At 46.5% G+C, this 25186-nt stretch carries 24 protein-coding genes and 1 pseudogene; 19 read left to right on the top strand and 6 right to left on the bottom strand.

Annotated elements, in window-relative coordinates; all coding sequences use genetic code 11:
* From MHI32_RS05555 to MHI32_RS05530, 6 genes are all read left to right on the top strand, one after another.
* Positions 1-1290: an STM4014 family protein gene (locus MHI32_RS05555; protein WP_340012008.1), complete on the top strand. Its 1290-nt coding sequence runs from the start codon at positions 1-3 to the stop codon at positions 1288-1290.
* A complete protein-coding gene (locus tag MHI32_RS05550; RefSeq protein ID WP_076129567.1) occupies positions 1290-2072 on the top strand; it encodes an STM4013/SEN3800 family hydrolase in 783 nt (260 codons plus the stop codon). Before MHI32_RS05555 ends, MHI32_RS05550 begins: the two co-directional genes overlap by 1 nt.
* Before the next feature lie 32 nt (positions 2073-2104).
* Positions 2105-3454 (top strand): STM4012 family radical SAM protein, encoded by a 1350-nt coding sequence (locus tag MHI32_RS05545; protein WP_076129568.1) that lies wholly within the window; start codon positions 2105-2107, stop codon positions 3452-3454.
* On the top strand, positions 3451-4317 hold the full coding sequence (locus tag MHI32_RS05540; RefSeq protein WP_076195184.1) for an STM4011 family radical SAM protein: 867 nt from the start codon (positions 3451-3453) through the stop codon (positions 4315-4317). Before MHI32_RS05545 ends, MHI32_RS05540 begins: the two co-directional genes overlap by 4 nt.
* 102 nt (positions 4318-4419) lie before the next feature.
* Positions 4420-5157 (top strand): glycerophosphodiester phosphodiesterase, encoded by a 738-nt coding sequence (locus tag MHI32_RS05535; protein WP_340012007.1) that lies wholly within the window; start codon positions 4420-4422, stop codon positions 5155-5157.
* A 4-nt stretch (positions 5158-5161) separates the two neighbouring features.
* Positions 5162-6394: an SLC45 family MFS transporter gene (locus MHI32_RS05530; protein WP_340012006.1), complete on the top strand. Its 1233-nt coding sequence runs from the start codon at positions 5162-5164 to the stop codon at positions 6392-6394.
* Positions 6395-6461: 67 nt separating this feature from the next.
* Here MHI32_RS05530 and MHI32_RS05525 read toward each other — a convergent pair whose 3' ends face one another.
* Both MHI32_RS05525 and MHI32_RS05520 read right to left on the bottom strand, forming a co-directional pair.
* The gene (locus tag MHI32_RS05525) at positions 6462-7280 is read right to left on the bottom strand and encodes a GGDEF domain-containing protein (protein WP_081383526.1); all 819 of its coding nucleotides are present in this window, start codon (positions 7278-7280) and stop codon (positions 6462-6464) included.
* Positions 7281-7357: 77 nt separating this feature from the next.
* Positions 7358-7945 (bottom strand): histidine phosphatase family protein, encoded by a 588-nt coding sequence (locus MHI32_RS05520; RefSeq protein WP_038568983.1) that lies wholly within the window; start codon positions 7943-7945, stop codon positions 7358-7360.
* A 235-nt stretch (positions 7946-8180) separates the two neighbouring features.
* Between MHI32_RS05520 and MHI32_RS05515 the strand changes: the two genes are divergently transcribed.
* Positions 8181-9335 carry a phosphodiester glycosidase family protein gene (locus MHI32_RS05515; protein WP_076219736.1) on the top strand — a complete coding sequence of 385 codons (1155 nt, stop codon included), beginning with the start codon at positions 8181-8183 and terminating at the stop codon, positions 9333-9335.
* 364 nt (positions 9336-9699) lie between these two features.
* Here the strand turns inward: MHI32_RS05515 and MHI32_RS05510 are convergent, their stop codons facing one another.
* Positions 9700-10605 carry a GNAT family N-acetyltransferase gene (locus tag MHI32_RS05510; protein WP_340012005.1) on the bottom strand — a complete coding sequence of 302 codons (906 nt, stop codon included), beginning with the start codon at positions 10603-10605 and terminating at the stop codon, positions 9700-9702.
* 1198 nt (positions 10606-11803) lie between these two features.
* On the opposite strand from MHI32_RS05510, the gene MHI32_RS05505 reads away from it, so the two are divergent.
* The 8 genes and pseudogenes from MHI32_RS05505 to MHI32_RS05470 all read left to right on the top strand — a co-directional run bounded on the left by MHI32_RS05505 (position 11804) and on the right by MHI32_RS05470 (position 17613).
* Positions 11804-11935: a hypothetical protein gene (locus tag MHI32_RS05505; RefSeq protein ID WP_340012004.1), complete on the top strand. Its 132-nt coding sequence runs from the start codon at positions 11804-11806 to the stop codon at positions 11933-11935.
* 152 nt (positions 11936-12087) lie between these two features.
* Positions 12088-12549: pseudogene (locus MHI32_RS05500) on the top strand (response regulator transcription factor); the annotation flags it as partial.
* A gap of 14 nt (positions 12550-12563) precedes the next feature.
* Positions 12564-13349, top strand: coding sequence for a hypothetical protein (locus tag MHI32_RS05495; RefSeq protein WP_340012003.1), 786 nt, complete (start codon positions 12564-12566; stop codon positions 13347-13349).
* A 147-nt stretch (positions 13350-13496) separates the two neighbouring features.
* Complete coding sequence (locus MHI32_RS05490) at positions 13497-14453, top strand: YafY family protein (RefSeq protein ID WP_076280460.1); 957 nt, start codon at positions 13497-13499, stop codon at positions 14451-14453.
* 105 nt (positions 14454-14558) lie between these two features.
* Positions 14559-15017, top strand: a complete 459-nt coding sequence (locus MHI32_RS05485) for an SRPBCC domain-containing protein (protein ID WP_340012002.1) — start codon at positions 14559-14561, stop codon at positions 15015-15017.
* A 226-nt stretch (positions 15018-15243) separates the two neighbouring features.
* Complete coding sequence (locus tag MHI32_RS05480) at positions 15244-15498, top strand: FeoA family protein (protein ID WP_036679839.1); 255 nt, start codon at positions 15244-15246, stop codon at positions 15496-15498.
* A complete protein-coding gene (locus tag MHI32_RS05475) occupies positions 15495-16226 on the top strand; it encodes a FeoB small GTPase domain-containing protein (protein WP_076130631.1) in 732 nt (243 codons plus the stop codon). The genes MHI32_RS05480 and MHI32_RS05475 overlap by 4 nt, the downstream gene beginning before the upstream one ends.
* Positions 16204-17613, top strand: coding sequence for a nucleoside recognition domain-containing protein (locus tag MHI32_RS05470; RefSeq protein ID WP_076220490.1), 1410 nt, complete (start codon positions 16204-16206; stop codon positions 17611-17613). Before MHI32_RS05475 ends, MHI32_RS05470 begins: the two co-directional genes overlap by 23 nt.
* 871 nt (positions 17614-18484) lie before the next feature.
* Here MHI32_RS05470 and MHI32_RS05465 read toward each other — a convergent pair.
* Together MHI32_RS05465 and MHI32_RS05460 are read right to left on the bottom strand one after the other, a co-directional pair.
* Entirely contained in the window at positions 18485-19180 is a 696-nt protein-coding gene (locus MHI32_RS05465) for a hypothetical protein (protein ID WP_076280461.1), read from the bottom strand.
* 138 nt (positions 19181-19318) lie between these two features.
* Entirely contained in the window at positions 19319-20728 is a 1410-nt protein-coding gene (locus MHI32_RS05460; RefSeq protein WP_076130628.1) for a PLP-dependent aminotransferase family protein, read from the bottom strand.
* 168 nt (positions 20729-20896) lie between these two features.
* Between MHI32_RS05460 and MHI32_RS05455 the strand changes: the two genes are divergently transcribed.
* The 4 genes from MHI32_RS05455 (at position 20897) to glpX (ending at position 24488) form a co-directional block, all read left to right on the top strand.
* Positions 20897-21829, top strand: a complete 933-nt coding sequence (locus tag MHI32_RS05455; RefSeq protein ID WP_076130627.1) for an EamA family transporter — start codon at positions 20897-20899, stop codon at positions 21827-21829.
* Positions 21830-21984: 155 nt separating this feature from the next.
* Complete coding sequence (locus MHI32_RS05450) at positions 21985-22629, top strand: helix-turn-helix transcriptional regulator (RefSeq protein ID WP_081383827.1); 645 nt, start codon at positions 21985-21987, stop codon at positions 22627-22629.
* Positions 22630-22647: 18 nt separating this feature from the next.
* Positions 22648-23448: a pyruvate, water dikinase regulatory protein gene (locus MHI32_RS05445; RefSeq protein ID WP_080742671.1), complete on the top strand. Its 801-nt coding sequence runs from the start codon at positions 22648-22650 to the stop codon at positions 23446-23448.
* Between the two features lie 44 nt (positions 23449-23492).
* A complete protein-coding gene (gene glpX / locus MHI32_RS05440; protein ID WP_340012001.1) occupies positions 23493-24488 on the top strand; it encodes a class II fructose-bisphosphatase in 996 nt (331 codons plus the stop codon).
* Between the two features lie 89 nt (positions 24489-24577).
* Here glpX and MHI32_RS05435 read toward each other — a convergent pair whose 3' ends face one another.
* Entirely contained in the window at positions 24578-25129 is a 552-nt protein-coding gene (locus MHI32_RS05435; protein ID WP_038568969.1) for a general stress protein, read from the bottom strand.
* Positions 25130-25186 lie beyond the last annotated feature (57 nt).

Here is a 25186-nt window from a genome sequence, read left to right as displayed (position 1 = left end):
ATGCGGCCGATGATCGTTATCGGTATTCCTGGGGATAAACGGACTAGCGGCATTCAGCAAGCACGTTCCGATCTCGGAATGCCACCTGCCATCATTTTATCGTACGCTGAATTTCTGCAAGGCCAATCGTTAGGTGATCTGCTGGAAGTGCAGAAGCAGCAGTTATCCAGTCAGCCGGCTGTTTATAACGGAATAGATCTCAGTGCGGCTCCCCCGCTGCTGAGATTGGAATCGCCTGGCAGCAGCTTTGAAGTAGAACGTGCCTTAATCGCTCTTGGCGCACCTGATACCGTTGATGTTGACGATTCGCTGCATCCCTACGCTGAAAGACCTGATCCGCGCCCACTCCGTGTGAAGGTAGCCCATCAATTGAAGGAGATGCAGGGTGTCCTGCATCATCCTTCACAATGGTTCCGCGGTTATTGCCGCATGCTGGCTAGACTGCAGCGCGAAGCCAAAGAGGTTTGTCCAGGCTCGCTATGGTTAAATGACCCCGCTGATATTGCGGCCATGACCGATAAACGGCGGGCACAACAGATTCTGAGTGGGGCAGGCATCACTATTCCTCGTCCATTAGGCGAGGAACAGCAGCCTACCGACTATGCCTCTCTCCGTGAGATGATGATCTCCCGGCGAATGCACCGGGTATTCATTAAGCTAGCCTTCGGCTCTGCCGCTTCCGGGGTGATCGCCTATCAGCTCCATCCCGTTACAGGTGCCGAAGTTGCCTTAACTACAGTGGGGGTCGAGAATTACATCACCCGACCGCCCATTTACTATAATTCCGGTAAACTGCGGCGATACACAGATACCGCCACGATCTCCGGCATTATTAACTGGATTTATCGGCATGGTGGTTATGCCGAGCAATGGATCCCTAAGATCGGCCATAACGGCAAAGCCTTCGATATCCGCCAGCTCGTGGTTCTCCGCGAGGCCTGTCATGCAATTGCTCGTGTAAGTTCCACCCCAATTACGAATCTGCATTTACGTAGCCAGCGGATGTCTCCTTCAGAAGCCGGTTTATCAGAATTCATACAGGAGCAGGTACGAAATACCGCGTTGCAAGCGCTGGCGGCATTTCCCCGTTCTGGAGTTGCCGGGATAGACGTGCTGATATCTGGAGGATCGCAACAGTGTTTTGTCGCCGACGTTAATCCATTTGGCGATTTGCTGTACGATGTAAAATACCGTGGCTGCAGCACCTACGAATGGGAAATGAAGGTATTGACCGCCAGAGACTATATTACTCATCCCTCAACACCGCTTATAAAGGAAGGATCCTCTTAATGGATATGAACACTATCGTTGGCACCCATGACATTCTAATGATCACGCTTGATACCCTTCGATACGATGCAGCTACTATGGAGGAAGCGAACTGCCCGAACCTGTGTGGAACGGGATCCTGGGAGAAAAGACATACTCCCGGCAGCTTTACTTATGCGGCCCATCACGCTTTTTTCGGCGGCTTCTTGCCTACTCCAGCTACAACGGATAAGACTGAGCATATCCGTATGTTCCATTCCCGAAATACCGGAATGAAGACGCATCCTCATACATGGCTGTTCGATACGCCGGATATCGTGTCAGGACTTGCTGCCGAGGGCTATCGCACGGTTTGTATTGGAGGTGTTATTTTTTTCACCAAAAAAAATCCACTCGCTCGTGTGTTGCCAAGCTATTTCCAGCAAAGCTACTGGCGGATGACCTTCGGTGTGACCAATCCGCGTTCCACAGAGCATCAGGTGAACCATGCCTTGAAGCTGCTAAAGGATACTCCTAGCGAGCAAAGATTGTTTATGTTCCTCAACGTCTCTGCCATTCACGGACCAAATCATTATTTTGTACCTGGTGCTAAAAAAGACTCCGTAGACAGCCAGCGCGCCGCTCTTCGTTATGTGGACGGTGAACTGGGCCGGTTGTTCGATGCGTTCCGGGAACGCGGCAATCCTGTCTTCTGCCTGGCTTTTTCAGATCATGGAACCGCTTATGGGGAAGATGGCTATCAGGGGCATCGCCTTGCCCACGAGACGGTATGGAACGTCCCTTATCGGGAGTTTATTTTATAATATTTATAACAAGGAAAGGATGGAGAACTGATATGACGTTATCGTCCTTCTCTTTAGAAGAGCTTCACAAGTGGAAAGACAGCATTACTGCTCACCCTTACCGTTCTTATCTGTATTCCTATCCACACAAAACGGCTTACAGGGATTTGCAGCCTCCGATGCCGCTAGAAACACTCTGGCGTGATGAGCCTGCGGAATCTTTCTTTCTATATATGCATATTCCGTTTTGTGGCGCACGCTGCGGATTCTGCAACCTATTTACCCTGCCTGATAAACGCGCAAATGTTCATGCCACATACGTGGATGCCCTGGAACGCCAAGCAAAGCAATGGGCGGAATTCACCAGACATAAACCTTATGCGCGTTTTGCGATCGGCGGTGGAACTCCCACCCTGCTGGCAGCAGATCAGCTCCGCCGCTTGTTCCACATTGCCGTTGATACGATGGGACTGGACACAAATACAGCCTCCATCTCAGTCGAAACTTCACCGGAGACGATTACCGAAGAGAAGCTGAATATTCTAAAAGAGTATACGGTGGATCGGGTCAGCATGGGCATCCAAAGTTTTGTCGCTGCTGAATCGGCGGCCATCTATCGCCCACAAAATCCGGATGAGGTATATCGGGCACTAGAGCTGCTGGGGAAATATGATTTTCCCATACTGAATTTAGATCTGATCTACGGGCTTCCGGGGCAGACGGTCGACTCTTGGCTATATTCGCTCAATCAAGCGATCAGCTTTGAGCCAGAGGAAATTTTCATCTATCCGCTCTACACCCGTGAGCATACGATTGTGAAGCCTGGTGATATCCAGCGTCAGGACGATATTCGCCTAGATTGCTACAAAGCCGCTGGGCAGCTGCTTAGAGCGAGAGGATATCGCCAATACTCCATGCGTCGTTTCGCCAAGGAAGACGCAGGAACAGCTAAACCCATTCTCGATTATAGCTGCCAAGAAGAAGGAATGGTCGGATTGGGCTGCGGAGCAAGATCCTACACCCGCCATGTGCATTACGCTTCCCGTTATGGGGTAAGCCGTAAAGCAACCGAGAGCATTATTGCTGATTACGTTGCGACGGATCGTTACGATACTGCGGATTACGGGATTGTGCTGAGTCTTGAAGAACAGAAACGCCGCTTTATTCTGAAGGCGATTCTACATAGCGAAGGGCTGAAGCTTGAAGATTACAGCCAGCGTTTCGGTCAATCGCTCTGGAGCGATTATCCTGAGCTGTCCAACCTGCTTCATTCCGGTCTTGGGCAGGAGGAAGATGGCATCCTGCGCCTTACCACCGAAGGGATGGGTTACTCTGATTCGATTGGGGATTGGTTTATTTCTGGGGAGATCCGAGAGCAGATGGAAAGGTTCGTATTGCCATGAATGCGGTCCTCTACTACCGCGGTTCCCTCACGTCCTGCAACTATGATTGCCCCTATTGTCCTTTTGGCAAAACAAGAGACAGCGCAGCTACGCTCGCCAAGGACCGCCAGGGGCTGGAAGCCTTTGTGGCGTGGGCCTCTGAGCAAGGTGCGGCAGGTCATCGGCTTTCTATATTTTTTAATCCCTATGGCGAAGGGCTAATTCATCGCTGGTACAAAGAAGCAATGATTGCCCTCTCCAATATGGACCATGTAGAGAAGGTAGCGATTCAGACCAACCTATCTGCCAACCTGGATTTCATCTCCCAGCTGAATCGTAAAAAAGTGGCCTTTTGGGCCACCTACCACCCCGGACAAGTGCGGGAGGATAAATTTCTGGCGCAATGTTTGACTTTATATGAGAACGACGTTCCATTTAGTGTGGGAAGCGTTGGAATACGCAGCGCTTTTTCAGCGATAGCTTCACTTCGTTCTGCGTTACCAGAGAACGTGTACTTATGGGTCAATGCTTACAAAGATAAACCTGATTATTATACAGCTGAGGATTTTGTCTTCCTTAGCGAGATTGATCCACATTTTTCTGTGAATGCTATGGATTATGAAAGCCTTGGCCAAGCCTGCAATGCAGGAAAAGATGTTTTTTACGTACAGGGCGCTGGGCTTGTGAAACGCTGCTATAAGGACAGAGGGGTCATAGGCAATCTTTACCGTGATGGGCTAGAGGGTCTCTCTGCGGTTAGAAGCTGCCGAATGAAGGTATGCGATTGTTATATCGGTTATATTCATATGCCCGAGCTGAAGCTGCGGAGCATCTATGAAGCTGGACTTTTGGAACGAATCCCGTATGGCGCTATGAATAACTGATTTAAAATTCCAGACAGGGTTTCTTTACTCTCTGTGGAATATGACAAGTAGCCCCCATCTATAGGGGCATAGCAAACACTAAAGTTGGAGGGACAATAACTTATGAACAACATCATTAATTTTGCGCATCGTGGAGCGTCGGCAGTGTGTCCAGAAAATACTATGGCAGCATTTCGCAAAGGTCTTGAGCTGGGTGCAACCGGAATAGAAACTGATGTACAAATGACCAAGGATGGCGGCCTAGTCCTCATTCATGATGAAACTCTAAACCGCACGACAAGCGGAACCGGCTATGTGAAGGATCATACACTCGCAGAACTGCTGGAAGTGGACGCAGGCTCATGGTTCGGACCTGAATTCAAAGATGAGCGCCTTCCATTGCTGGAAGATTTATTAGATCTGCTGCAAGGTAGAGATACCACCCTAAATATCGAGCTTAAAAATGGCACTTTTTTATATCCGGGTATGGAGGAAAAAGTGATCGCGGCCGTACGGGATTTCAAGATGAGCGATCGCGTCATTTTTTCGAGCTTCAACCATTATTCACTAGCTTACTGTCAGTCGCTGGCACCGGAGATCAGAACAGGAATTCTATACGGGGAAGGCTTGTATCGTCCTTGGGACTATGCAGCTACACTTGGAGCGACTGCGTTGCATGCGTATCATTTTGCAGTACTGCCTGAATTCGTCGAAGAAGCGGCGAAGCATGGCGTTGTCTACCATCCTTGGACCGTTAACGATCCCGAGCGGATGAAATATTTAATTGAAGCTGGTGTATCAGGCATTATTACCGATCATCCAGACCTACTCGCTGGACTTCTGGCTGACAAGGGAGTGTGATGGTGTGAAAAAAGTCTGGCTGCTCGGATTCGGCTTTTTCAGCATCAGCATTACATGGAGTCTGTATAACGCATTTGTACCTTTTTTCCTCGAAAAATATGTACATAGCGTGGCCCTAATCAGCTTCATGATGACGATTGATAATTACTTCGCCTTATTCTTGCAGCCTTGGATCGGCAATTGGAGTGACCGCACGACCTCGCGTTTTGGACGCAGAATGCCTTATCTTATGATCGGTATGCCCTTCGCTGCCGTGCTGACTATGCTGATTCCGTTTCATACCGGACTATTTACACTGCTTTTATTTATGATGCTGATGAATCTAGCCATGAGTTTATACCGTTCCCCTACCGTCGCTCTCATGCCCGACATAACACCTGAAGAGCAGCGTACAAAGGCTAACGGATTAATTAATTTCATGGGTGGATTCGGATCAATTCTGGCTTTTGGCGTGGGTTCGATCCTCTATAAATCAAATCCTGCGCTGCCATTTCTCGTTGCTGGACTGATTACCCTGTTATGTCTATTTATCGTATCGCGCTTCATCAAAGAAAAACGGGATGGTGTGAATATAAGCCCTACGCTTCTATCCGATACAGCGGGGAGCCCTTCTGCGACGATAGTTAAGCCTTCCAGAGTCTCCTTTCGCGGCCAGCTGGATCGTACTACAGTCTTTCTACTGGCAGCGATTTTCTTCTGGTTTGTAGCTTATCAAGGGGTCGAAACCTTGTTTACATTGTATGGCAAAAACCATCTGGGCCTCAGTGAACAAGCAGCCTCCTTCTCCCTTACCTTCTTCTCCCTTGCCTTTGTGCTGTTCGCTATTCCGAGCGGTTGGCTGGGTGGGCGATTCGGGAAAAAGAAGATCATTATCATCGGCGTATGTGGCCTGATGACGGTCTTTGCGCTTGTTGGGTTTGCACAGGACCTGCTGGTGCTTCGAGCGTTACTCCTGACAGGAGGAATCTTCTGGGCTTGTATCAACATCAACTCTTATCCTTATGTTGTTGCAACGGGAACTGAGGAGAGTATCGGTACTCGAACAGGGATGTATTATTTGGTCTCTTCACTGGCAGCGATCAGCTCGCCACCTTTGCTGGGGCTAATGATTGATATTTTTGATTACTCCATCCTGTTCTATGTAGCAGCGATTAGTATGGCGGTTGCCCTGCTCTGCCTCTTCTTGATGAAGGGACGCAAGCAAGTCCCCCACAAGTTTCACACACCGGGAGCCTAAAAAAAAGCGTCAGCCTTAGACATCTATTTATGTCCAGGGCTGACGCTTATATTTTACACTTAACAAACTAATTTTTATAAACTGAATAACGACCTGTACCCAGCTGTTTGGCGGTGTACATCGCTGTATCTGCTTCGTGCAGCAGCCTGAAATGATCCACCTTGCCATGACTAATGCTGATGCCTATGCTCGCAGATACAAAGAGGTTATGCTCTCCCAGCTGATAATGTCTGGTCGTCTTCTCCAGAATCTGCACCGCTAACTGCTCCGCTTCCTTCTGATTGCAGCCTTTAGCTACAATCACAAATTCATCGCCGCCTATGCGGAAAATATGGCGTTTTCTTTTGCTGGAGAATTGACTTAACCTTCCTCCCACCTCTTGCAGCAGTAAATCGCCCACATGATGTCCTAAGCTGTCATTGATTGATTTGAACCGGTTCAAATCCATAAACAATACGGCTAGTTGCTCATTTACTTTGCAGCGATCCCAAAAGTGATCCATTCCATTCTTGTTTAAGAGCCCCGTTAAGCCATCCTTATAGGCAAGTTCCTTAAGCTGCTCTCTTTCCGCCAAAACAAGGTTCAGCCGTGTAAGCAAAAACATTAAAACAGCTATCGTAAGCGCGTATATCAATAACGGAGTGAAAATCCCCCCATTGACCTCTATAGTTTCTTCTAAGGTTTTTTTGCCTAGCTGATGCATTGCCCACAATCCAACGACGATAGTTATAATGGAAAGGCCCGTATAAACCGCTCTTTGTTTTGGTTCCTTACTAGCAACATCCCGGTAAAATCTCAATACTAAATAACCTACAACCCCTGCGATGATAATGGACATTAACGTTTGTAAATAAATCTGAACCTCTACCACCTTTAATTCGCACATCCTTCTGAACTACAAATAATTAGCTTACTGTACTGCGATACCAATATATAAAAAAGCTCTGAACATTATCTGAACACTTACTCTTTCTCCAAATGCCGCGCACAATTATATAACTCGCAGTTCCAGGAGCCATCCGATTCGGATTTTGTTATTCGCGTAATTGACGTATTGTTCAATAATACTGTGCCGTCCAGTTCTGGAAGTAGTCTTCTAAGGCTACTGCGTAAAATTGCACCATGGCTAACGATCAGAATATGGCTGCCTGGATGTCTCGCCGCAATTTCTTCAATCACTTCGCTGCCTCTGAGCTCGCTGGCTTCTGGAGTTTCCAAACCCAAATCTAACGTCTTCCAATCGGTTCCCCATCGTTCAATCCGCTCTTGCTGCGTAGTTCCTTCAATAAGTCCCGCATACATCTCTCGAATGCCCGGCGCTAAACCCGTGATCTCAAGGCCTAATCTTTCTGCAATAACCTCTGCCGTTTGCCGCGCTCTGAGTAAATCACTTGAATATATGTAATCCCATTGTTCTGTGCTAAGACGTTCAGCCAGTAGTTGTGCCTGTTGCAGGCCTTCAGCATCCAATGAATTATCCGTATGCCCTTGCACTCTGCCTTCTTTATTCCACGCGGTACTTCCATGGCGAATTAAACCTATCGTAGTCATAAAAATCTCCTTTTAGCTATTGAGTCTAGTGGCAATTGTGATGACTGGTTATTGTGCTAGTTATAGTGCTAATCTCAGTGCAATTTCAGTGCTAATATAAATAATATAATCTATATTCTATCAGATTCACCCTATGAACATTTAAAAATAAAGGTTATCCAAGTTTTTGAACATGAGGTATAATAAACCTTGTCGTTTTTTACAACAGCTACAAGATAAGGAGTAATTGTTTATGATGAAAAAGCTAGGGTCCACTCTGTTTCTTACCTTCTTACTGCTCGTTCCACTTGTCGCCACTTGCCCATCCACTGTTGGTGCAACACCAGTTCCTAAAAACACCGTCTATGTGGACAAGAATAACCATTCATACATACCACTGCGTCTCTTAAATAGCTTCACTGGTATACAGTCTGTATGGAATCCTAACGAAAAACGTATAAGCATTACGAATGCAGACACCACCATAACGCTTACATTAGGTCAAACCGCTGCGCTCGTCAATGAAAAGTCGGTTACGCTAACTGATCTTGCTTTCAGTGATAATGGCACGGTATATATCCCGTTGTCTTTTATCAGCACAACGCTTGGCATTCAATTAACCTGGGATAAGGAAGCCTCTTCATTAACCCTTAAGAGTAATGATATTGCAACCACTGTTCCTGTACAGTCCGGCGCACTAATCAAAGCGGATTCTTCACCAGTTGTCAGCGCTAGTAAAACCTTCAAAGTTGGCGGCAGATCCTTCAAAGCCCAGACGGTTACAGTGTCCCTGCTGCATCCTAAGGTGAAACTTGATGTCGTACTGGCTGGAAATACGGTCGGAAAAGTAGAGGACCTAAGCAGTCTGGCTAAACGTAATAATGCCGTAGTTGCGATTAACGGAACATTTTTTGATGCCTATACAAAAGGAGCATACAAAGCTCCATACGGGTACATTGTCAGCGGCGGAAAAATGCTTAAAAATAGCTCCGGGGATCGCCGGACGATTTTTACCTATGACAGCAACCATCTGGCGTCACTGATTCCTGGGCTGGAATTCACAAGCCGCTTCGCTTCCGGTTCTATGGAAGGAGCTCTTCAAGCCGGCCCGCGTCTTCTTGTGAACGGCAAGGTATCCCTAAATGTCGCGGCAGAAGGCTTCAAAGATCCAAAAATCTTAACCGGCGGCGGAGCACGCAGCGCGCTCGGATTAACACGCGACCATAAGCTCATTCTACTGACCACTGGTGGAGCCACCATCCCACAGCTGGCAGAAATGATGAAGCAAGCTGGAGCGTATCAAGCCATGAATCTGGATGGTGGTGCATCCAGCGGGCTCTACTACAACGGCAAATATCTTACGTCCCCTGGGCGTCAGATCAGCAATGCGATTGTAGTCAAATATCAATAAAATCTCTTGGCCAGACGGCTAGTTGCGAGTGCTGAGCTTCGTGATTTGGCTTGGCTCAGCCACGCTACGGCTTCGGCTTCGGCTTCGGCTTCGGCTTCGGCTTCGGCTTCGGCTTCGGCTTCGGCTTCGGCTACTAAGAATATATGATTCTATTGTACAAAGTGCAATCAGAGGCAGTTTGCAGCGCATAATTGCTCTGGCGGTATGATTGCTGTGCGACGTATGAGATTACTGTGCAGCATATGATTGCCGAGCTCAAACCCAAAAATCCCCTTGATGACTTACCCATCAAGGGGATTTTTCATAGTACGTTGCCAGTTTAGGTACTGCTGACAGATTCAATATCGGGGGCAGCCGGTGCAACTTAATCTGTGTGACCTGAATATTCCCACACCTGTAACCAAACTTCTGTAGTAAAGCCCAATTCCTCATAGAAAGGCTGCATAGAACCTACGTAAACTTTACTAGCTCCGAGTTGTTTTAAACGGTTAAATCCTTCGTGTAGAACCGCCCGTCCCAGTCCCAGCTTTCGATAGTTAATGGATGTGCCTACAGGCTCCAGAGCACCAATTCTATTGCTGCTGTCCCAAAAAATATTACAAAAGGAAACCACTTCGCCCGTGTCATTCACAACGCTAAGATCGAGCTGCGGATTATAGCTTGGAGCGTTACTCATATTCCCATAATGCAGCAGCGTGAGCTCTGCCTCCGCCGTTTCTGCATAGTCGAAGGCCATGATATGTCCGAGCGCTTTTGCAGTAACCTCGATCTCATCTCCGCTGCATATTCTAAAGCCAGAGGGGAGCTCCACAGGGAATTCCTCATCCAATCGCAAGGAGTTTACGCTTTCCTTACCACCCGTTTGATGATACCCCCTCTTACGAGCAACCTCCGCCGCAGAAGTCATATTCTCCGGTATTGGCACATACAGCTCTACGTAACCACCGTTCTCTTCCTCAGCTTTTTGTTCAGCAAAAGCGAACATTTCTTCAAGTAATTTTTCCGGAGGATTCATCTCAGCACACTGAAAATAGAACCCATCGTCCCTGCACACTACAGCTGCAAGCTCTCCATTCTCATACTCCCATAAGCCCACTTTTTGTTCCCACTGCTCCAGCGTTCCACTTCTCGTCTCCTGAAAAAAAATAACAAATTCCCAGCGGTCTATAAGCCAGGTATTTGGAGTCTTTAGCTTACTGTAACTTTGTATAAGAAAATGACGTACCTTTAGCAGATCTTCAGAACGGTAGCTTCTAAAATTAATGTTCATTTTCCACGCCCCTCTCTTTAATTTCATATTAAGGGGGATGCAAAATGAAGCATATATCATAATTAGTTATTATTATTTTATACTACCTAATATGATCCGTACGTTCACAAAACAAACATTTCTCGAGTGGAAATTATGAGCTCCACGCATCCGTTAACTGCATTTAGTGCAACTATTCCTCAGAATGCTCCTTCAAAAGATAGTTAGTTGTATTTCGTGCAGTTAAATTTCTGATTTTCCTTTAATTGCACTAGATTCACCCTTTTTAGTTGCACAGAGTGCAATTAAATGGCTTCTAATGACCAACTACGCAGGAATAAGTGTACAAAGTGCATTTAGATGACTTCTATGGACTATCTAATCAGAAATAAGTGTACAAAGTGCAATTAGAGAAAGCTTTGGAGTGCGCGATCTTCTTCCGGAGGAAATAGTCACTGATCAACTATTTTCAAGCGATAATTATGAGCTCCACGCATCCGTTAACTGCATTTAGTGCAACTATTTCCTCAGAATGCTCCTTCAAAAGATAGTTAGTTGTATTTCGTGCAGTTAAATTTCTGGTTTTCCTTTAATTCCACTAGATTCACCCTTTTTAGTTGCACGAAGTGCAATTAAATGGCTTCTAGGGACGATCTACGCAGAAATAAGTGTACAAAGTGCAATTAGAGAAAGTTTTGGAGTGGGCGGTCTTCTTCCGGAGGAAATAGTCACTGATCAATCTTTTTCAAGCGATAATTATGAGCTCCACGCATCCGTTAACTGCATTTAGTGCAACTATTCCTCAGAATGCTCCTTCAAAAGATAGTTAGTTGTATTTCGTGCAGTTAAATTTCTGGTTTTCCTTTAATTCCACTAGATTCACCCTTTTTAGTTGCACGAAGTGCAATTAAATGGCTTCTAAGGACTATCTACTCAGAAATAAGTGTACAAAGTGCAATTAGAGAAAGCTTTGGAGTGGGCGATCTTCTTCCGGAGGAAATAGTCACTGATCAAGCTTTTTCAAGCGATAATTATGAGCTCCACGCATCCGTTAACTGCATTTAGTGCAACTATTCCTCAGAATGCTCATTCAAAAGTTAGTTTAGTTGTATTTCGTGCAGTTAAATTTCTGGTTTTCCTTTCATTGCACTGTATTCACCCTTTTTAGCTGCACGAAGTGCAATTAAATGGCTTCTAGGGACTATCTACGCAGAAATAAGTGTACAAAGTGCAATTAAGTCTGGATAATCCGCTTGAGCGAAATCTGGATTGCTTAGAGCTAGATAAGCTAGAGCTAAGTCAGCTAGAGCTAGATCAGCTAGAGCTAGGCCAGCTAGGCCAGCTAGGCTAGATAAGCTAGAGCTAGATCAGCTAGACTTAGATCAGCTAAATTCCCCTTCGGTAAATCTAGCTAGATTCTTACGTTGACCACGAATAAGAGTACTCTTTTAGCATAATTTTCCTTGTCCATGTTACTGTATAACTGAACAAAGGAGTGAAAATATGGAGACGATTCTAATCATAGAGGACGATGCCAAGCTGGCAAGCTTGCTGAGCACGTACCTATCAAAATATGGGTTCCGTACAATTATTGTAGAGGATTTCAACAGGGTGCTGGAGACTTTTAATGAAAGCTCGGCTGACCTTATCTTACTGGACGTCAATCTGCCTAAATACGATGGGTTCTACTGGTGCCGCCAGATTCGTTCCCTCTCACTCTGCCCGATTCTGTTCATTTCTGCACGGGATAGTGGAATGGATCAGGTGATGGCGCTTGAGAATGGCGGGGACGATTATATCACTAAGCCTTTTCACTATGAGGTTGTACTTGCCAAAATCCGCAGCCACATACGTAGAGCATACGGTTCATACTCACAGACTCAAGAAGAGAATAAACTCCAATCTGGAGGTTTAATCCTCTATCCTGAACGATATATGATCCACTACGACGGGCACACGAGTGATCCGAGGTTGGACCCTTGTCTGAAAAAGAAGCTGTATTACTGCTGAACCCACATATGGATTCACAGAATTATGCTGCTAATCGAGCGATTCATTTGAAGGTTCAAAAAGATGAGGAACTGATGTTAAAAGAATTACGAACACCAAAGGTGCATCCAGTAGATCCAATGGCCACCTCACTTCTAATCGTAGATGACAACTTATATCATAAGATTTCTAATTCAACAGAGAAGTACACGAGACCTTATGTGAAATATCTATACAAAATCCCTGCATGGGACGGTCCTACACCTAATGACAGCTCAGCTGAAGCTGTTGTCACCAGAGACCTTATCCAATGGAATAAAGCCGCTAACAAGGCTAACCATCAATACAGCTCTATACTGGGATCGCGAGCAGACAGCTATCTATCTACCAAACAAGGGGCCGCCATGCTTAGCTTTATAGGGATTTTTATCGCACTGATCTTCTCGCTTTCATCAGCCAGCTTTCTCTTTTTTAAGCTTCATACTGAGCTCAATACAGATAAGCAAATGTATAATGCTTTGTCCAAAATCGGTTTAAGTACTAAAGAAATGTCAGCTTCTGCTACCAAACAGATTTCTGTGCTTTTCTATATTCCGATTATTATTGCCACCATTCAGACCCTTGTCGTGATACGCCCGATACTGAAACAGATTAATATCACAAATGTAACTGTGCCCGTGCTTACTACATCTGCTGTATTTCTGGTTGTGCAAACTATCTATTTCCTTATTGCGAGATCACGGTACATTCATAGTCTCAAGAAAATAATGGTGTAACACCATGTTGAAAAGAATCGTAACCCTGGATGTACTTCGCGGCTTGGAACTTATGGCAGCACCAAAAGGTTCTCTAGCTGATCAATAGGCAATTTGCTATAGTTAGTAAACTATTACTAATTAATGAGGCAAGGAGGTTCCTGATTTATGTCCAAGGCTGATCACATGTTATCCATTCTCTGGATGCTCAAGCAACGGGGAAGAACCGCCGGGGAACTAGCAGAAGCGCTAGAGATCAGTGTCCGCTCTGTCTATCGTTACATCGACGCGTTATGCATCAGTGGCGTACCCATTATCGCGGATAGTGGACCTGGTGGTGGCTATAGCCTTCCGGAGCATTTTTCCGAGGTCCCGTTATTCTTTGACTCCGACGAACAACGTTCCCTCCTGCAAGCCGCCTCCTTTGCGCGGGGAACTGGATATCCTTATGTAGAAGCTCTAGATCAAGCAATCGCCAAACTGAAACGGTACAGCAATGCGCAGCAATTAGAACAGATGGAGCGTCATGAGAGCGGGATAGAAACCATCCACTCCCCTGCTGCGCCGCTTCCCCACCTACTGCAAGAGCTTGAATTAGCGACGGCGAACGGACATACCCTCCAGATGGAATATCGGAAGGGAAACGGGGAGACGATTTCTTCCCGCGCTATTGATCCTTATGGACTTGTCCTGTGGAAAGGGCAATGGTACACCGTTGCTTATTGCCATCAGAGGCAAGAAATTCGGTCTTTCCGAGTCGATAGAATAACTGAACTGCACCGCACAGAAGCTCTGTTTGCCCGTCCTGCTGACTTCTCTGCACGTGATTTTTTGTTAAAAAGCTTGCTGCCCACACCAAATACTCCAGAGAAACTCATAGCAGTAGTCATCGCCGCCGATGAAGGAATCCTGAACGATCTATGCAGTCATTGGCTGTTTGGACATGCGCTGGTGCAGCGCATTGACGGACAAGCCCGTTTTCAAGTCGATGAGACCTCCTTACTGACTTATGCGCCTTACTTCTTGTTGCCTTATGGATCAACACTACGAATCCTAGAGCCTTTAGCTCTGAAACAAAAGCTGTCCGCTATCGCTACCGATCTGGCAGCTTATTATAAGACTTAAAATGATTATTTTAGGATCACTGACCGTAGTTGTCAGTGATCCTTTTGTATAGTGTAAATAAGTCTAAGGGAATAAATGATTGTACAAACCAAGGAGGAATAAGGAATGAAAGAACTTCACTATGAATTTTATATTGCCGGAACACCTGAGCAGGTATGGGAGACTTTGATCTCTCCCGAAGGTACTAAACAGATTTACTACGGGAGCGTAATCCAATCCACTTTTAAAGAAGGTGAATTGCTGGAATATGTTGGTCCCGGTGCAGATGGCGATGAAACGATACATGTATATGGGACTCTGCTGGAGTTCACTCCACAAAAAGCGTTTCGTTTCACGCATAAGGTCGGCCCCTCCTATCATAAGGGTACAGAAAGATATGAATCGCGTATATCTTGGCTGCTTGAACCGGTGGGTGGAACTACTAAACTTACGCTTATCCACGATGAATGGCATCCTGATGATCCTTCATATGCTGGCAGTATCAACGCCTGGTGGCAGGTTCTGAGTAATATTAAAACCTTGGTCGAGACCGGACGTACACTTGATTTTGGCAGCTGGTCGTAATTTTAATGTTAATTAGGAATTAAGCTCAACCCTGCGGAAAAGTGCGTACAAGCCCTCTTTCGTCAGGGGCTTTTTTTGCTTAATTTTATTTTGCCTAAGGGAAACATTCTTGTTGCAGGGACAAAGTTGTTGCCATATACTAATGTTGTGCCAGACTACAAGAAATGTTCTAATACACAAAATAAAAACCATAGGCGGTAAAAATATAAATGAAAGAAGGGATCTCATGACTGGAACAACTATTCCTTTATCAGAGGCTGCAAAGGGTAGCACGCTGCGCATCAGCGACATTGAAGTTCAAGGTGTGCTTAGAAGAAGATTACTGGACCTCGGGTTCGTAGTCGGGAATATCGTAGAGGTGTTGCGGCGTAGTCCATTAGGAGATCCTATAGCTTTTCGGGTAAGCAATACGACCATTGCATTGCGTAGAGAAGAAAGTTCTTTAATATTCGGAGAATTAATTGGAGGTGTAGAAGCATGAGTCAGTTCACCGTCGCTTTTGCAGGCAATCCTAACACCGGAAAAAGCACACTATTCAACCTGCTAACCGGCATGCGACAGCATACTGGAAACTGGGCAGGTAAAACCGTCATTACTGCCGAAGGCGAATTCAAACACAATAACCATTCATACCTCGCGGTAGATTTACCAGGAACGTACTCCCTATACTCAAATTCCGCGGATGAAGAAGCGGCTAGAGATTATATTATTTTTGAACAGCCAGACGTGACACTTGTAGTGCTTGACGCTACTTCGCTGGAACGTAATCTCAATCTTGCCTTGCAAGTGCTGGAGATTACCGGACGGGCGGTTGTCTGCATCAACCTCATTGATGAAGCACGTAAGCTGGGCATCGACATCAACCTGAAGAGTATCTCCAAACGTCTCGGCGTACCCGTCGTTGCGATATCGGCACGCAATAAAATAGGGATCGATGCCTTATTGGATCAAGTGGAGCGAGTGGCTACAGGCTCATTCACAGCGCAGCCGCTGCGGATTAGTTACAACGAAGAGATCGAACGGGGAATTGCCGAGCTTACACCATTGGTAGAGCAAACCATCGGTACCAAATATCCCGCTCGCTGGATTGCACTGCGCTTATTGGACGGTGATGACAGCCTGCTTACTTCACTTAAAGAGCATATGAAAAGCAAGGATTTACCCGAAGCAAAGGAGGTCATCGGCCATGGAGTCACTGCCTATCACTAAGGGATCTGACGCTCTAGATTCCCTATTGTCCACCGCAAAAAAGCTCGCTGACGGCGGAGCCATTCGGGATGAGATTGTCAGTGGTATATATGGCGTATCCGCAGGCATCTGCGGAGATGCAGTTACTTATCGGGATAAGAAGAAACTGAACAGCACTTACAAGCTGGATAATATCGTGACCTCCAAAATTTGGGGTTTTCCCATCATGCTCGCCATTCTCGGTGTCGTATTCTGGATTACGATTGCCGGGGCTAACTACCCTTCTAGCTGGCTCGCTTCCTTCTTTGGCTTCATCGAAGGATATCTGACAGCGGGATTTGAGGCTCTCCATGCCCCAGCTTGGCTGCACGGCGTGCTTGTGCTTGGCTTGTATCGAGGCACCTCATGGGTAATCAGTGTCATGCTGCCACCGATGATGATCTTTTTCCCCGTATTCGCTCTGCTTGAGAATTTCGGGTATCTGCCACGCGTTGCTTTTAACATGGACCGACTGTTCAAAAAATCAGGTGGTCATGGCAAGCAAGCTTTAACCATGTCCATGGGCTTCGGCTGTAACGCGGCCGCTATCCTCTCCACACGAATCATCGAATCGCCGCGTGAACGAATGCTGGCTATACTGACCAACAATTTTGTCCCTTGCAACGGCCGCTGGCCCACGCTGATTTTATTGTCTTCCTTATTTATGGCAGGAGCCGCTACGACAGGCGCGCTTCGTACATTCACCACTGCCTCCGTCCTAATGGGAATGGTTCTAATCGGCATCATTGTTACCTTAACCGTTTCCTGGGTCATGTCCAAAACTGCGCTGCGTGGGGTTCCCACACATTACACATTGGAGCTTCCTCCCTACCGCCGTCCACAAATCTGGAAGACCATACTTATTTCCTCCAAAGATAAGTCCCTTAACGTACTTACTCGGGCTATCGTCGTTGCTGCCCCTGCCGGGATTATCACTTGGATTCTAGGCAATCTGTTTATTGGCGGCGATTCTGTACTGAATCATATGGCTGCATTCTTTGATCCGTTCGCACATTTGCTTGGCATGGATGGCTTTATCATCATGGCCTTTATTCTTGGACTTCCTGCGAATGAAATCGTATTGCCTATCCTGCTTATGGGCTATATGTCCTCAGGCGCTATGGTTGATATCGACAGCTTAGGCAGTATCAAAGATGTCTTTCTCTCACATGGCTGGACCTGGCTGACCGCACTCAACATGATGCTGTTCTCCCTGCTCCACTATCCTTGTGGTACAACACTCGTGAACATTTACAAGGAAACAAAAAGCATGAAATGGGCGGTTCTCTCAGCAGTCATTCCGCTGGGTATCGCCATCGGAGTAACCTTTGCTGTCGCTCAGCTTGCCCGGTTATTTGGGTGGGTGTGACGAGGACGAGGTAGACTTGCGATCTAAACTCAAGTGACATCACAACTGACTTCAACTGATTTCAACTTACATCGCAAAAATTCATCATTAACTCACTAAATTCACCTTAATCACATCACCCAAATTAACCTTGCTACACGGAATTCACCTTACTTTACCTTACAATCTAAAGTTCAACTTGCTTCACTTTGCAGCACCTACAATATCTAGAGTTCATCTTGCTTCACTTTGCAACACCTACAATAACTAGAGTTTACTTCACAGAATTCCGCCCTCCTTGAACTCATATTTAGGGAAATTCTCCCTCAAATTCGAACTTTATAGGCGCACCTTGAACTTTTTGCGGAATTTCTCCCTAATAATCGTACTTTATAAGCACACATTGGACTTATTGCGGAATTTCTCCCTAATAATTAGCCGATTATAGGCAAAAAGGGCAATTTCCGCAGAATTTTAGGGAGGAATTCCCCAATTATCGCTATTAATGAGTAAAACACGATAAAATCAGGGAGGATTTCCCTAATTATTGATTCTAGATGATTCCGAGCTACACTTGAGCACCAGCACCAGCACCAGCACCAGCACCAGCACTAGACCTGCATCGCCCTTTCACACATACCAACTCTAGACCTACGCCGCCCTTCAGCACACACCAGCATTAGCATCAGTACCTTTTTCGCCCACCAACATACTCCACCACTGGTCCACCAACACAGCCCAACACCAGTTACTCAAGGTCATCTCAAACAAATAAGCGGTCGCTCGGATGTTTATCCCGAGCGACCGCTTATTTTATCACAACCCCTTATATATTCTTACGTCCTAACTTGATCCCACCATTACATTACATGACGTGACTCTACAGTTAGAGTCATTTTTTGCGCGTTCCATCATTTCTACGACGGTATAGAACAGCCCCAGCTATAGCTACTAGAACGATAATTATTCCACTAATCCCCACATTAACAAGTGGAAAGGAATCACTGTCCCCAGCCGGGTTCCCCGTTTGATCAGGCTCATTATTCCCAGCTTCTGACTCCGGTGAATTATTCGGGGTTACCTCCGGAGAAGCGGTAGGCGTTGTAGGCGAAATACCCGGTCCCAGCTCTTTTAGATCCACTGAGTCAGCGGTTAGCCGCTTAGTTCGACTGCATAAACTAGCCTCCAGATTACCAGAGTCTCCGCCGTCTCTAGCATAAGCATAGACAATGTAACTTTCCCCTTCCACAAATTCAAAGCCGCAGCTTGCAGAAGATAAAGCCGTAGTTAATGTAACTTGATTCCCCTTGACCCCTTTCCAGCTGGAATCCACCTCAAAGGTTACCTTTACTGGATCAGCAGAAGAAATTATGTTCCCCTGTGACGGCTCCTTCATATCCACTACTTTCCCGACAAAAACAGCTGTACTTTTCTCAAGAGCTTCCAGTGGCTCCGCAGGCATAACACAGGAACAGGCGTAAGTGACCGAGGGCCGTACCGTCAGCAAAGCCGTAAATATTAATAGGACACCTAGAAATATCATCATTGGACTTCGGAAATTGATCTTTCGGAAATTGATCTTTCGCACTTTGATAACCCCCTTCTTTACCTTACAGACGGAGCAAATGTGGAAAGTGTTACAGGAATTCCCAAACAAGTGATACAAGTTTATCCGGTAGCAATTCCTCATATCCTCTTCTTTAATCCCCCATACCTGCTGTACCACTCACAGACTGTGCGCGATCCCAATCAAACGCTGTATTCCTTCGCGCAGCACCCCTTCGCTTGCAAAGGAATAACTTAGGCGAAGCCTTGACTTCATTTCCCCCAGTGGATCAAATAACTCCCCAGGAACAAAAGCGATCGACTGCGCCATACTTGAAGCAAACAGGCGATCCATCGTAAGATGCTCCGGTAGTTTCACCCATAGATTTAATCCGCCTTGCGGAGTCGTCCATTCCCAGCCAGTCCCCGCCAGCTCCTCTTCTACAATTTCCTTATGCACTTGAAGCGCAATACGCAGCTTACCGAGATGCTGTTGCAAGCGTGGGGAGGTGTAGTAATGTAGAAATATTTTTTGATTCAGCAGCGGAGTGCCATTGTCTGCGAGTGATTTAGCCGTGATTAGACGCTCCATAAATGGATATCGGCAGGCCACCGCACAGATTCGTAAGCCAGGGGCTACATATTTACTGAAGCTGCTGATATAGATCACCCACCCCTCCGTATCATAAGCAAAAAAGGGCGGCGGCGGCTCCTCATCAAAATACATATCGCGGAACGGGTCATCCTCCACCAGTAAACAGCGATAACGTTCGGCCAGTTCTACCAACAGCTTGCGCTGTTGCACAGGCACCGTGTATCCAGTTGGATTGTGATGCGTTGGATTAATGTAGAACATACGCGGTTTATGCTTTTTCATCAAAGCTTCTACTTCCTCCAGATCATATCCCTCCGGAGTGATCTCTACCGGAACCAACCGTGCCCCCTCCCGGCGAAAAATATCCATAGCAACACTATAAGTAGGCCGCTCCACAAGCACCGTATCCAGAGGACCAAGCACAATCCGGGCAATCAGATTGATCGCCTGCTGCGCACCCGAGGTAATAAGCAGCTCTTCCGAAGTTAACTGCAGCCGATGTTGCTTCCGAAAGTGGTGGCTTAACGTCTCACGCAGCTCGTTATCCCCCTGGACCGAGGCATACGTTCCCATTACCTTGGGATATAGATCGAACACTTTTTTGACATAGTCAGATAGAAAAAGATTCGGCAGCAGCCCCGGATCAATCAGCGCCTGCGAGAACTGATACTTAACTGGCACTCTCTGAATATCAGACAGCGGATTAGTGAGCGCATAAGCCGATACTGCGGCTCCTACTTCAATAGCAGGAAGCGAGATTATGGGTGCCACGTAATATCCTGATTTATCTTTTACATAAACCTTTCCATCCTCCGTCAACCGTCTGTACGCTTTGAATACGGTCAGTCGATGTACCTTAAGCTCCTCCGCCAGCAGCCGTATAGAAGGAAGCTTATCATGTGCGACCCACTCCCCTCGCTCCATGCGATTTAATAGAAATTCATAGACCTGCCGAAACAAAGGATGATTATGCTCCGCTCCCACAACCTTTTTCATCTGGCTACAACTCCTCTCCGAACAACCTTGTAATCATATTGTACACGATTTCCGAATTAATCTGTTCTACACAAGGCAATCTGTTCTGTCCTCTCCCCTATATGATTAACAAAATGCCAGCTTATAAATTCTTATATTTTATAAAGCACACAAAAGGGGACTTTCAAAATGATCTTATTTGCTTATGCACTTGTATGTCTGATCTTCGGCACGACCTTTCTAGCTATCAAAATCGGCGTAGATGCCGGTGCGCCTCCTTTCTTTTCAGCGGGCTTAAGATTTTTTGTCGCAGGCGCTGTTCTATTCCTATGGATGGTCTGGAAACGAAAAGCCAGCTTCTCCTTGCTGTTGCGCAAAGAAATGTTGTTCACCGGGTCTGCTCTAACCTTCGGCACCTTCGCGGGTCTCTACTGGGCTGAACAATATGTTTCTTCAGGGCTTGCAGCTGTACTCTCTGCCACTGGACCGATCATGATCCTGCTGCTCCAAACCTCTATTCTTCGGCAAAAAGCACCCGCCATCTCCCTATATGGCTGCATCATCGGCTTCACTGGCGTACTGCTGCTGGTTCTCCCCAATCTCGCCGTTGATATTTCACCACTGTGGCTCATCGGTTGCGCCGTAGTCCTAATTGGAGAGTGTTGCTATGCTGTAGGTGCGATTTACTCCAAAAAAGTAATTAACAGTATGCCTGAGGTCTCACCGATTGCGCTGAATGCGGCTCAAATGATGTATGGCGGTGCGCTGTTATTCATTCTTTCTTTTGCCACGGAAAAAGTACATCCTGCATTTCTCTTCTCATTCGAGACAGCAGGTTCACTGCTCTATCTCACAGTTATCGGCTCCATGGTCGGCCATACCTTGTTCTACTGGCTCGTAGCTAAGACCAACCCAGTGTTTCCTTCTACCTGGCTTTATATTTCTCCACCGATTGCCGTGGGTGTAGGCTTTTTCTTTTACAAGGAGTCCGTATCTTGGATTACAATTCTTGGAGTGTTCACCATCATTGCCGGAACGATCCTAGTGAATGCTGATGCTTTAAAGCAATTACTGCAAAAAAAGAAGATCAACACTGTTGCGTTAAAAAAATCAAATATATGACGTACTATATATTGCATTTATGACCACTATTGCGTATTATATAAACAAGTTAAATTAAACACAGCTAAATATGACTCATATATGAAAGGAGGATTCGCTTAACGGCGCTTCTTTTCTAAAGAGGAATGCCTTTTTTATCGGAAGTGGAGGGAATTGTGATCGAACTGACATCACGTCAAATAGAGATTATCGATATCGTTAACAAAAGAGCTCCGATTACCGGCGAACAGATTGCCGAAAGTTTGAATCTTACCCGGCCAACAATTCGCTCGGATCTGTCTGTTTTGGTTATGCTCAAATATATCGACGCCAAGCCGAAGGTCGGGTACTTCCCAGGATTGAAATCATCCAGTCGTCAGGGAAGCGGTTATCTGCTGCAGGAAACAATGGTCAAAGAAATTCAAAGTGTACCTATAGTTATCCGTGAGACCACAACTATTCAAGATGCCGTAGTTACGCTTTTTCTACAGGATGTAGGTACTCTTATTATCTGTGACGAAGAGGGTAAACTCACGGGCGTTGCTTCACGTAAGGATTTCTTAAAGGTAACCTTGGGTAACCCCGGTGCAGTCTCCATGCCCGTAAGCATGGTTATGACGCGCCAGCCCAAAGTGGTCACAACTTCACCGGATGAACCGGTGCTTGAAGCTGCACATAAGATGATTTTTCACGAGGTAGACAGTTTGCCGGTGGTTGTTCCCAGCGCCGCTGAAGACGGCGGTACAAAACTGGATGTGGTAGGACGTTTAACAAAAACCTCCATCATCAAACTTCTCCTCGAACTTGAAGCCAAAGGATAACAGGAGGAACCCATGAGCATCGAGCAATCTTCCAACTTAATAACGATATGCTCGGATTCTATAGGAGATACGGCAGAAGCTGTCGTGCAGGCCGTTATTCACCAATTTCAGAATCAGCAGGTCACCATTAAAAGATACGGCAATATTAGGCATGAAGACGAGCTACGCAAGCTTATGGAAGAAGCAGCTCAGCATCAAGGTTTTGTCGCCTATACATTAGTGCAGCCAGAATTAAGGGAAATGATCCGCGAGGAAGCGGTACGTCTTGATTTGCGGATCGTTGATATCATGGGCCCTATGATGCAGGCCTTCATTGATACCTTCGACGATGCTCCTCAGCAGCGGCCAGGTCTTCTCCACCAGCTCGACGAGAATTATTTCCGCCGCATAGAAGCTATAGAATTCACCGTCGCCTGTGATGACGGCCGTGATCTGGGTGCCATGCTCAAAGCCGATATCGTTCTGCTGGGCATGTCCCGTACTTCAAAGACACCGCTTAGCATCTTTTTGGCCCATAGAGGAAAAAAAGTCGTTAACTATCCAATTATCCCGGAGATTGGTCCTCCGCAAGAACTATTAAGCTTGCCGCCGAACCGGCTTATCGGATTAACCATGAAACCCGAGTACATGCTGAAGGTCCGCTCTGAGCGGCTTAAGGTTCTCGGATTACCAACAGGTTCCCAATATGCAAGTCTGGAGCGGATCACCGAAGAGATGGAATACGCCGCTTCATTGTTCAACAAGCTGGGCTGTCCTGTAATTGATATTACTGACAAGGCTATAGAAGAAACCGCTGGTATTATTATGGGTTATATCTAAATTTCAGTATACAAAATATATAGAATGCACTGGAGGGAATTAGAATGGAGCGCGAACTGGCCCTTGAGATTGTACGGGTAACTGAACTAGGTGCTTTATCCTCGGCTCGTTGGATTGGGCGAGGCGATAAAAATGCGGCAGATGATGCAGCCACGACTGCGATCCGTTCCATGTTCGATTCTGTGTCCATCGACGGAACTGTTGTGATAGGTGAAGGAGAGATGGATCATGCTCCAATGCTCTATATTGGTGAGAAAGTCGGGAACCAAAAAGGTCCCGCTGTCGATGTAGCCGTCGATCCTCTCGAAGGAACTGAGGTTGTTGCCTGCGGCCTGCATAATGCGCAATCTGTTATTGCTATAGCAGATAAAGGCAGCCTGCTGCATGCCCCGGACATTTATATGGAGAAGTTAGCCTGCGGGCCCGAGCTTGCCGGTAAGCTTAGACTCGAGGACCCTGTAGAGATCACTCTGCAAAAAGCCTGCCATTACACTGGCAAATCCCTCTCCGAGTTAACCGTAATGGTGCTGGATCGCAAACGGCATGAGCAGCTGATTAATAGCCTGCGTGAAGCCGGGGTACGAATAAAGCTGCTTGGTCACGGAGATGTCGCTGGCGCTATTGCGGCTGCACTGCCAGACAGCGATGTCGATTTATATATGGGTTCCGGTGGAGCACCCGAAGGTGTTCTTGCTGCCGCTGCACTGAAATGCCTTGGTGGTGAAATGCAGGGCAGATTGCTCCCGGATGGACCAGTAGAGCTACAGCGCTGTGTACGCATGGGAATTGCCAATCCAACGCGAGTGCTACACATGGAAGACATGGTTGGCACGGGCGACGTCCTCTTTGCCGCCACGGGTGTAACGTCAGGTGAATTCCTGAACGGTGTCCGTTTTATCGGCAAAGAACGCGCGGAGACACATTCGGTAATCATGCGGGCACAGAGCCGGACAATCCGCTATATTCGCAGCATTCATTTCCTGCCAGGAAAAGAAATACCGGCTGCGCAGACTGTTAGACAAAATGCTGTCTCTCTATAAAACCGCAAAAAACAGGCTATCTCACTAGCAGTATCCTTTGCTAGTGAGATAGCCTGTTTTGTTTTTTTACACTGAATGCTAATTGCTTCTTATTTATTTCCAATACGTTCACTCGCTAATGGATCTATATTAGCAACTTTCTCAAAGCGTTCTGCGTTCAGGCTGTTATACTTTGCGAAGATTTGTTTCACTTCTTGCTCCTTCTGCTCGCCTTCCACATCCACCATTACTAGAATATGACCTTCATCCACGTAATTATCGTAGCTCTCTGCTTCCTCTTCAGGGATGCCAAGGCCAATAAGTCCGCCGACTAACCCGCCACTGCCTGCGCCTATCGCCGCTCCGGCTAGTGTTGCCGCAAGAGGTCCGGCTGCAATAATAGGTCCAATACCAGGAATAGCCAAAGCGCCAATTCCCATCAGCAGCCCCGTTACTCCACCCAGCAGACCACCAGTAGCTGCACCTGTAGCCATACCCTCCGGGGCCACGGTTCCTGACTCGTCTCTAAGAGTTTCCTCGTCCGCTTTATTTCTCGCGATAATCGAAATATCCTCTGTCCTACAGCCCTGACGCTTCAACTCCTCAATAGCTCGCGAAGCTTCGTATTCGGCAGCAAAGACACCCACTATTCTCTTATTCATCTCCATTACCTCCTATTGATGTAGTTAGCTCATACGTTCAGCTTCATAGCTTACTTA

This window comes from Paenibacillus sp. FSL H7-0690 (assembly GCF_037980415.1).
Taxonomy (GTDB): domain Bacteria; phylum Bacillota; class Bacilli; order Paenibacillales; family Paenibacillaceae; genus Paenibacillus_AQ; species Paenibacillus_AQ odorifer.
Note: the sequence above shows the minus strand (reverse complement) of the source record. Positions and strands in the feature narration are given on the sequence as shown.

Coding starts and splice junctions, on each gene's coding strand:
- MHI32_RS05555 (WP_340012008.1), top strand. CDS start 1: ATGCGGCCGATGATCGTTATCGGTATTCCTGGGGATAAACGGACTAGC.
- MHI32_RS05550 (WP_076129567.1), top strand. CDS start 1,290: ATGGATATGAACACTATCGTTGGCACCCATGACATTCTAATGATCACG.
- MHI32_RS05545 (WP_076129568.1), top strand. CDS start 2,105: ATGACGTTATCGTCCTTCTCTTTAGAAGAGCTTCACAAGTGGAAAGAC.
- MHI32_RS05540 (WP_076195184.1), top strand. CDS start 3,451: ATGAATGCGGTCCTCTACTACCGCGGTTCCCTCACGTCCTGCAACTAT.
- MHI32_RS05535 (WP_340012007.1), top strand. CDS start 4,420: ATGAACAACATCATTAATTTTGCGCATCGTGGAGCGTCGGCAGTGTGT.
- MHI32_RS05525 (WP_081383526.1), bottom strand. CDS start 7,280: ATGTGCGAATTAAAGGTGGTAGAGGTTCAGATTTATTTACAAACGTTA.
- MHI32_RS05520 (WP_038568983.1), bottom strand. CDS start 7,945: ATGACTACGATAGGTTTAATTCGCCATGGAAGTACCGCGTGGAATAAA.
- MHI32_RS05515 (WP_076219736.1), top strand. CDS start 8,181: ATGAAAAAGCTAGGGTCCACTCTGTTTCTTACCTTCTTACTGCTCGTT.
- MHI32_RS05510 (WP_340012005.1), bottom strand. CDS start 10,605: ATGAACATTAATTTTAGAAGCTACCGTTCTGAAGATCTGCTAAAGGTA.
- MHI32_RS05490 (WP_076280460.1), top strand. CDS start 13,497: ATGTCCAAGGCTGATCACATGTTATCCATTCTCTGGATGCTCAAGCAA.
- MHI32_RS05485 (WP_340012002.1), top strand. CDS start 14,559: ATGAAAGAACTTCACTATGAATTTTATATTGCCGGAACACCTGAGCAG.
- MHI32_RS05480 (WP_036679839.1), top strand. CDS start 15,244: ATGACTGGAACAACTATTCCTTTATCAGAGGCTGCAAAGGGTAGCACG.
- MHI32_RS05475 (WP_076130631.1), top strand. CDS start 15,495: ATGAGTCAGTTCACCGTCGCTTTTGCAGGCAATCCTAACACCGGAAAA.
- MHI32_RS05470 (WP_076220490.1), top strand. CDS start 16,204: ATGGAGTCACTGCCTATCACTAAGGGATCTGACGCTCTAGATTCCCTA.
- MHI32_RS05460 (WP_076130628.1), bottom strand. CDS start 20,728: ATGAAAAAGGTTGTGGGAGCGGAGCATAATCATCCTTTGTTTCGGCAG.
- MHI32_RS05455 (WP_076130627.1), top strand. CDS start 20,897: ATGATCTTATTTGCTTATGCACTTGTATGTCTGATCTTCGGCACGACC.
- glpX (WP_340012001.1), top strand. CDS start 23,493: ATGGAGCGCGAACTGGCCCTTGAGATTGTACGGGTAACTGAACTAGGT.
- MHI32_RS05435 (WP_038568969.1), bottom strand. CDS start 25,129: ATGAATAAGAGAATAGTGGGTGTCTTTGCTGCCGAATACGAAGCTTCG.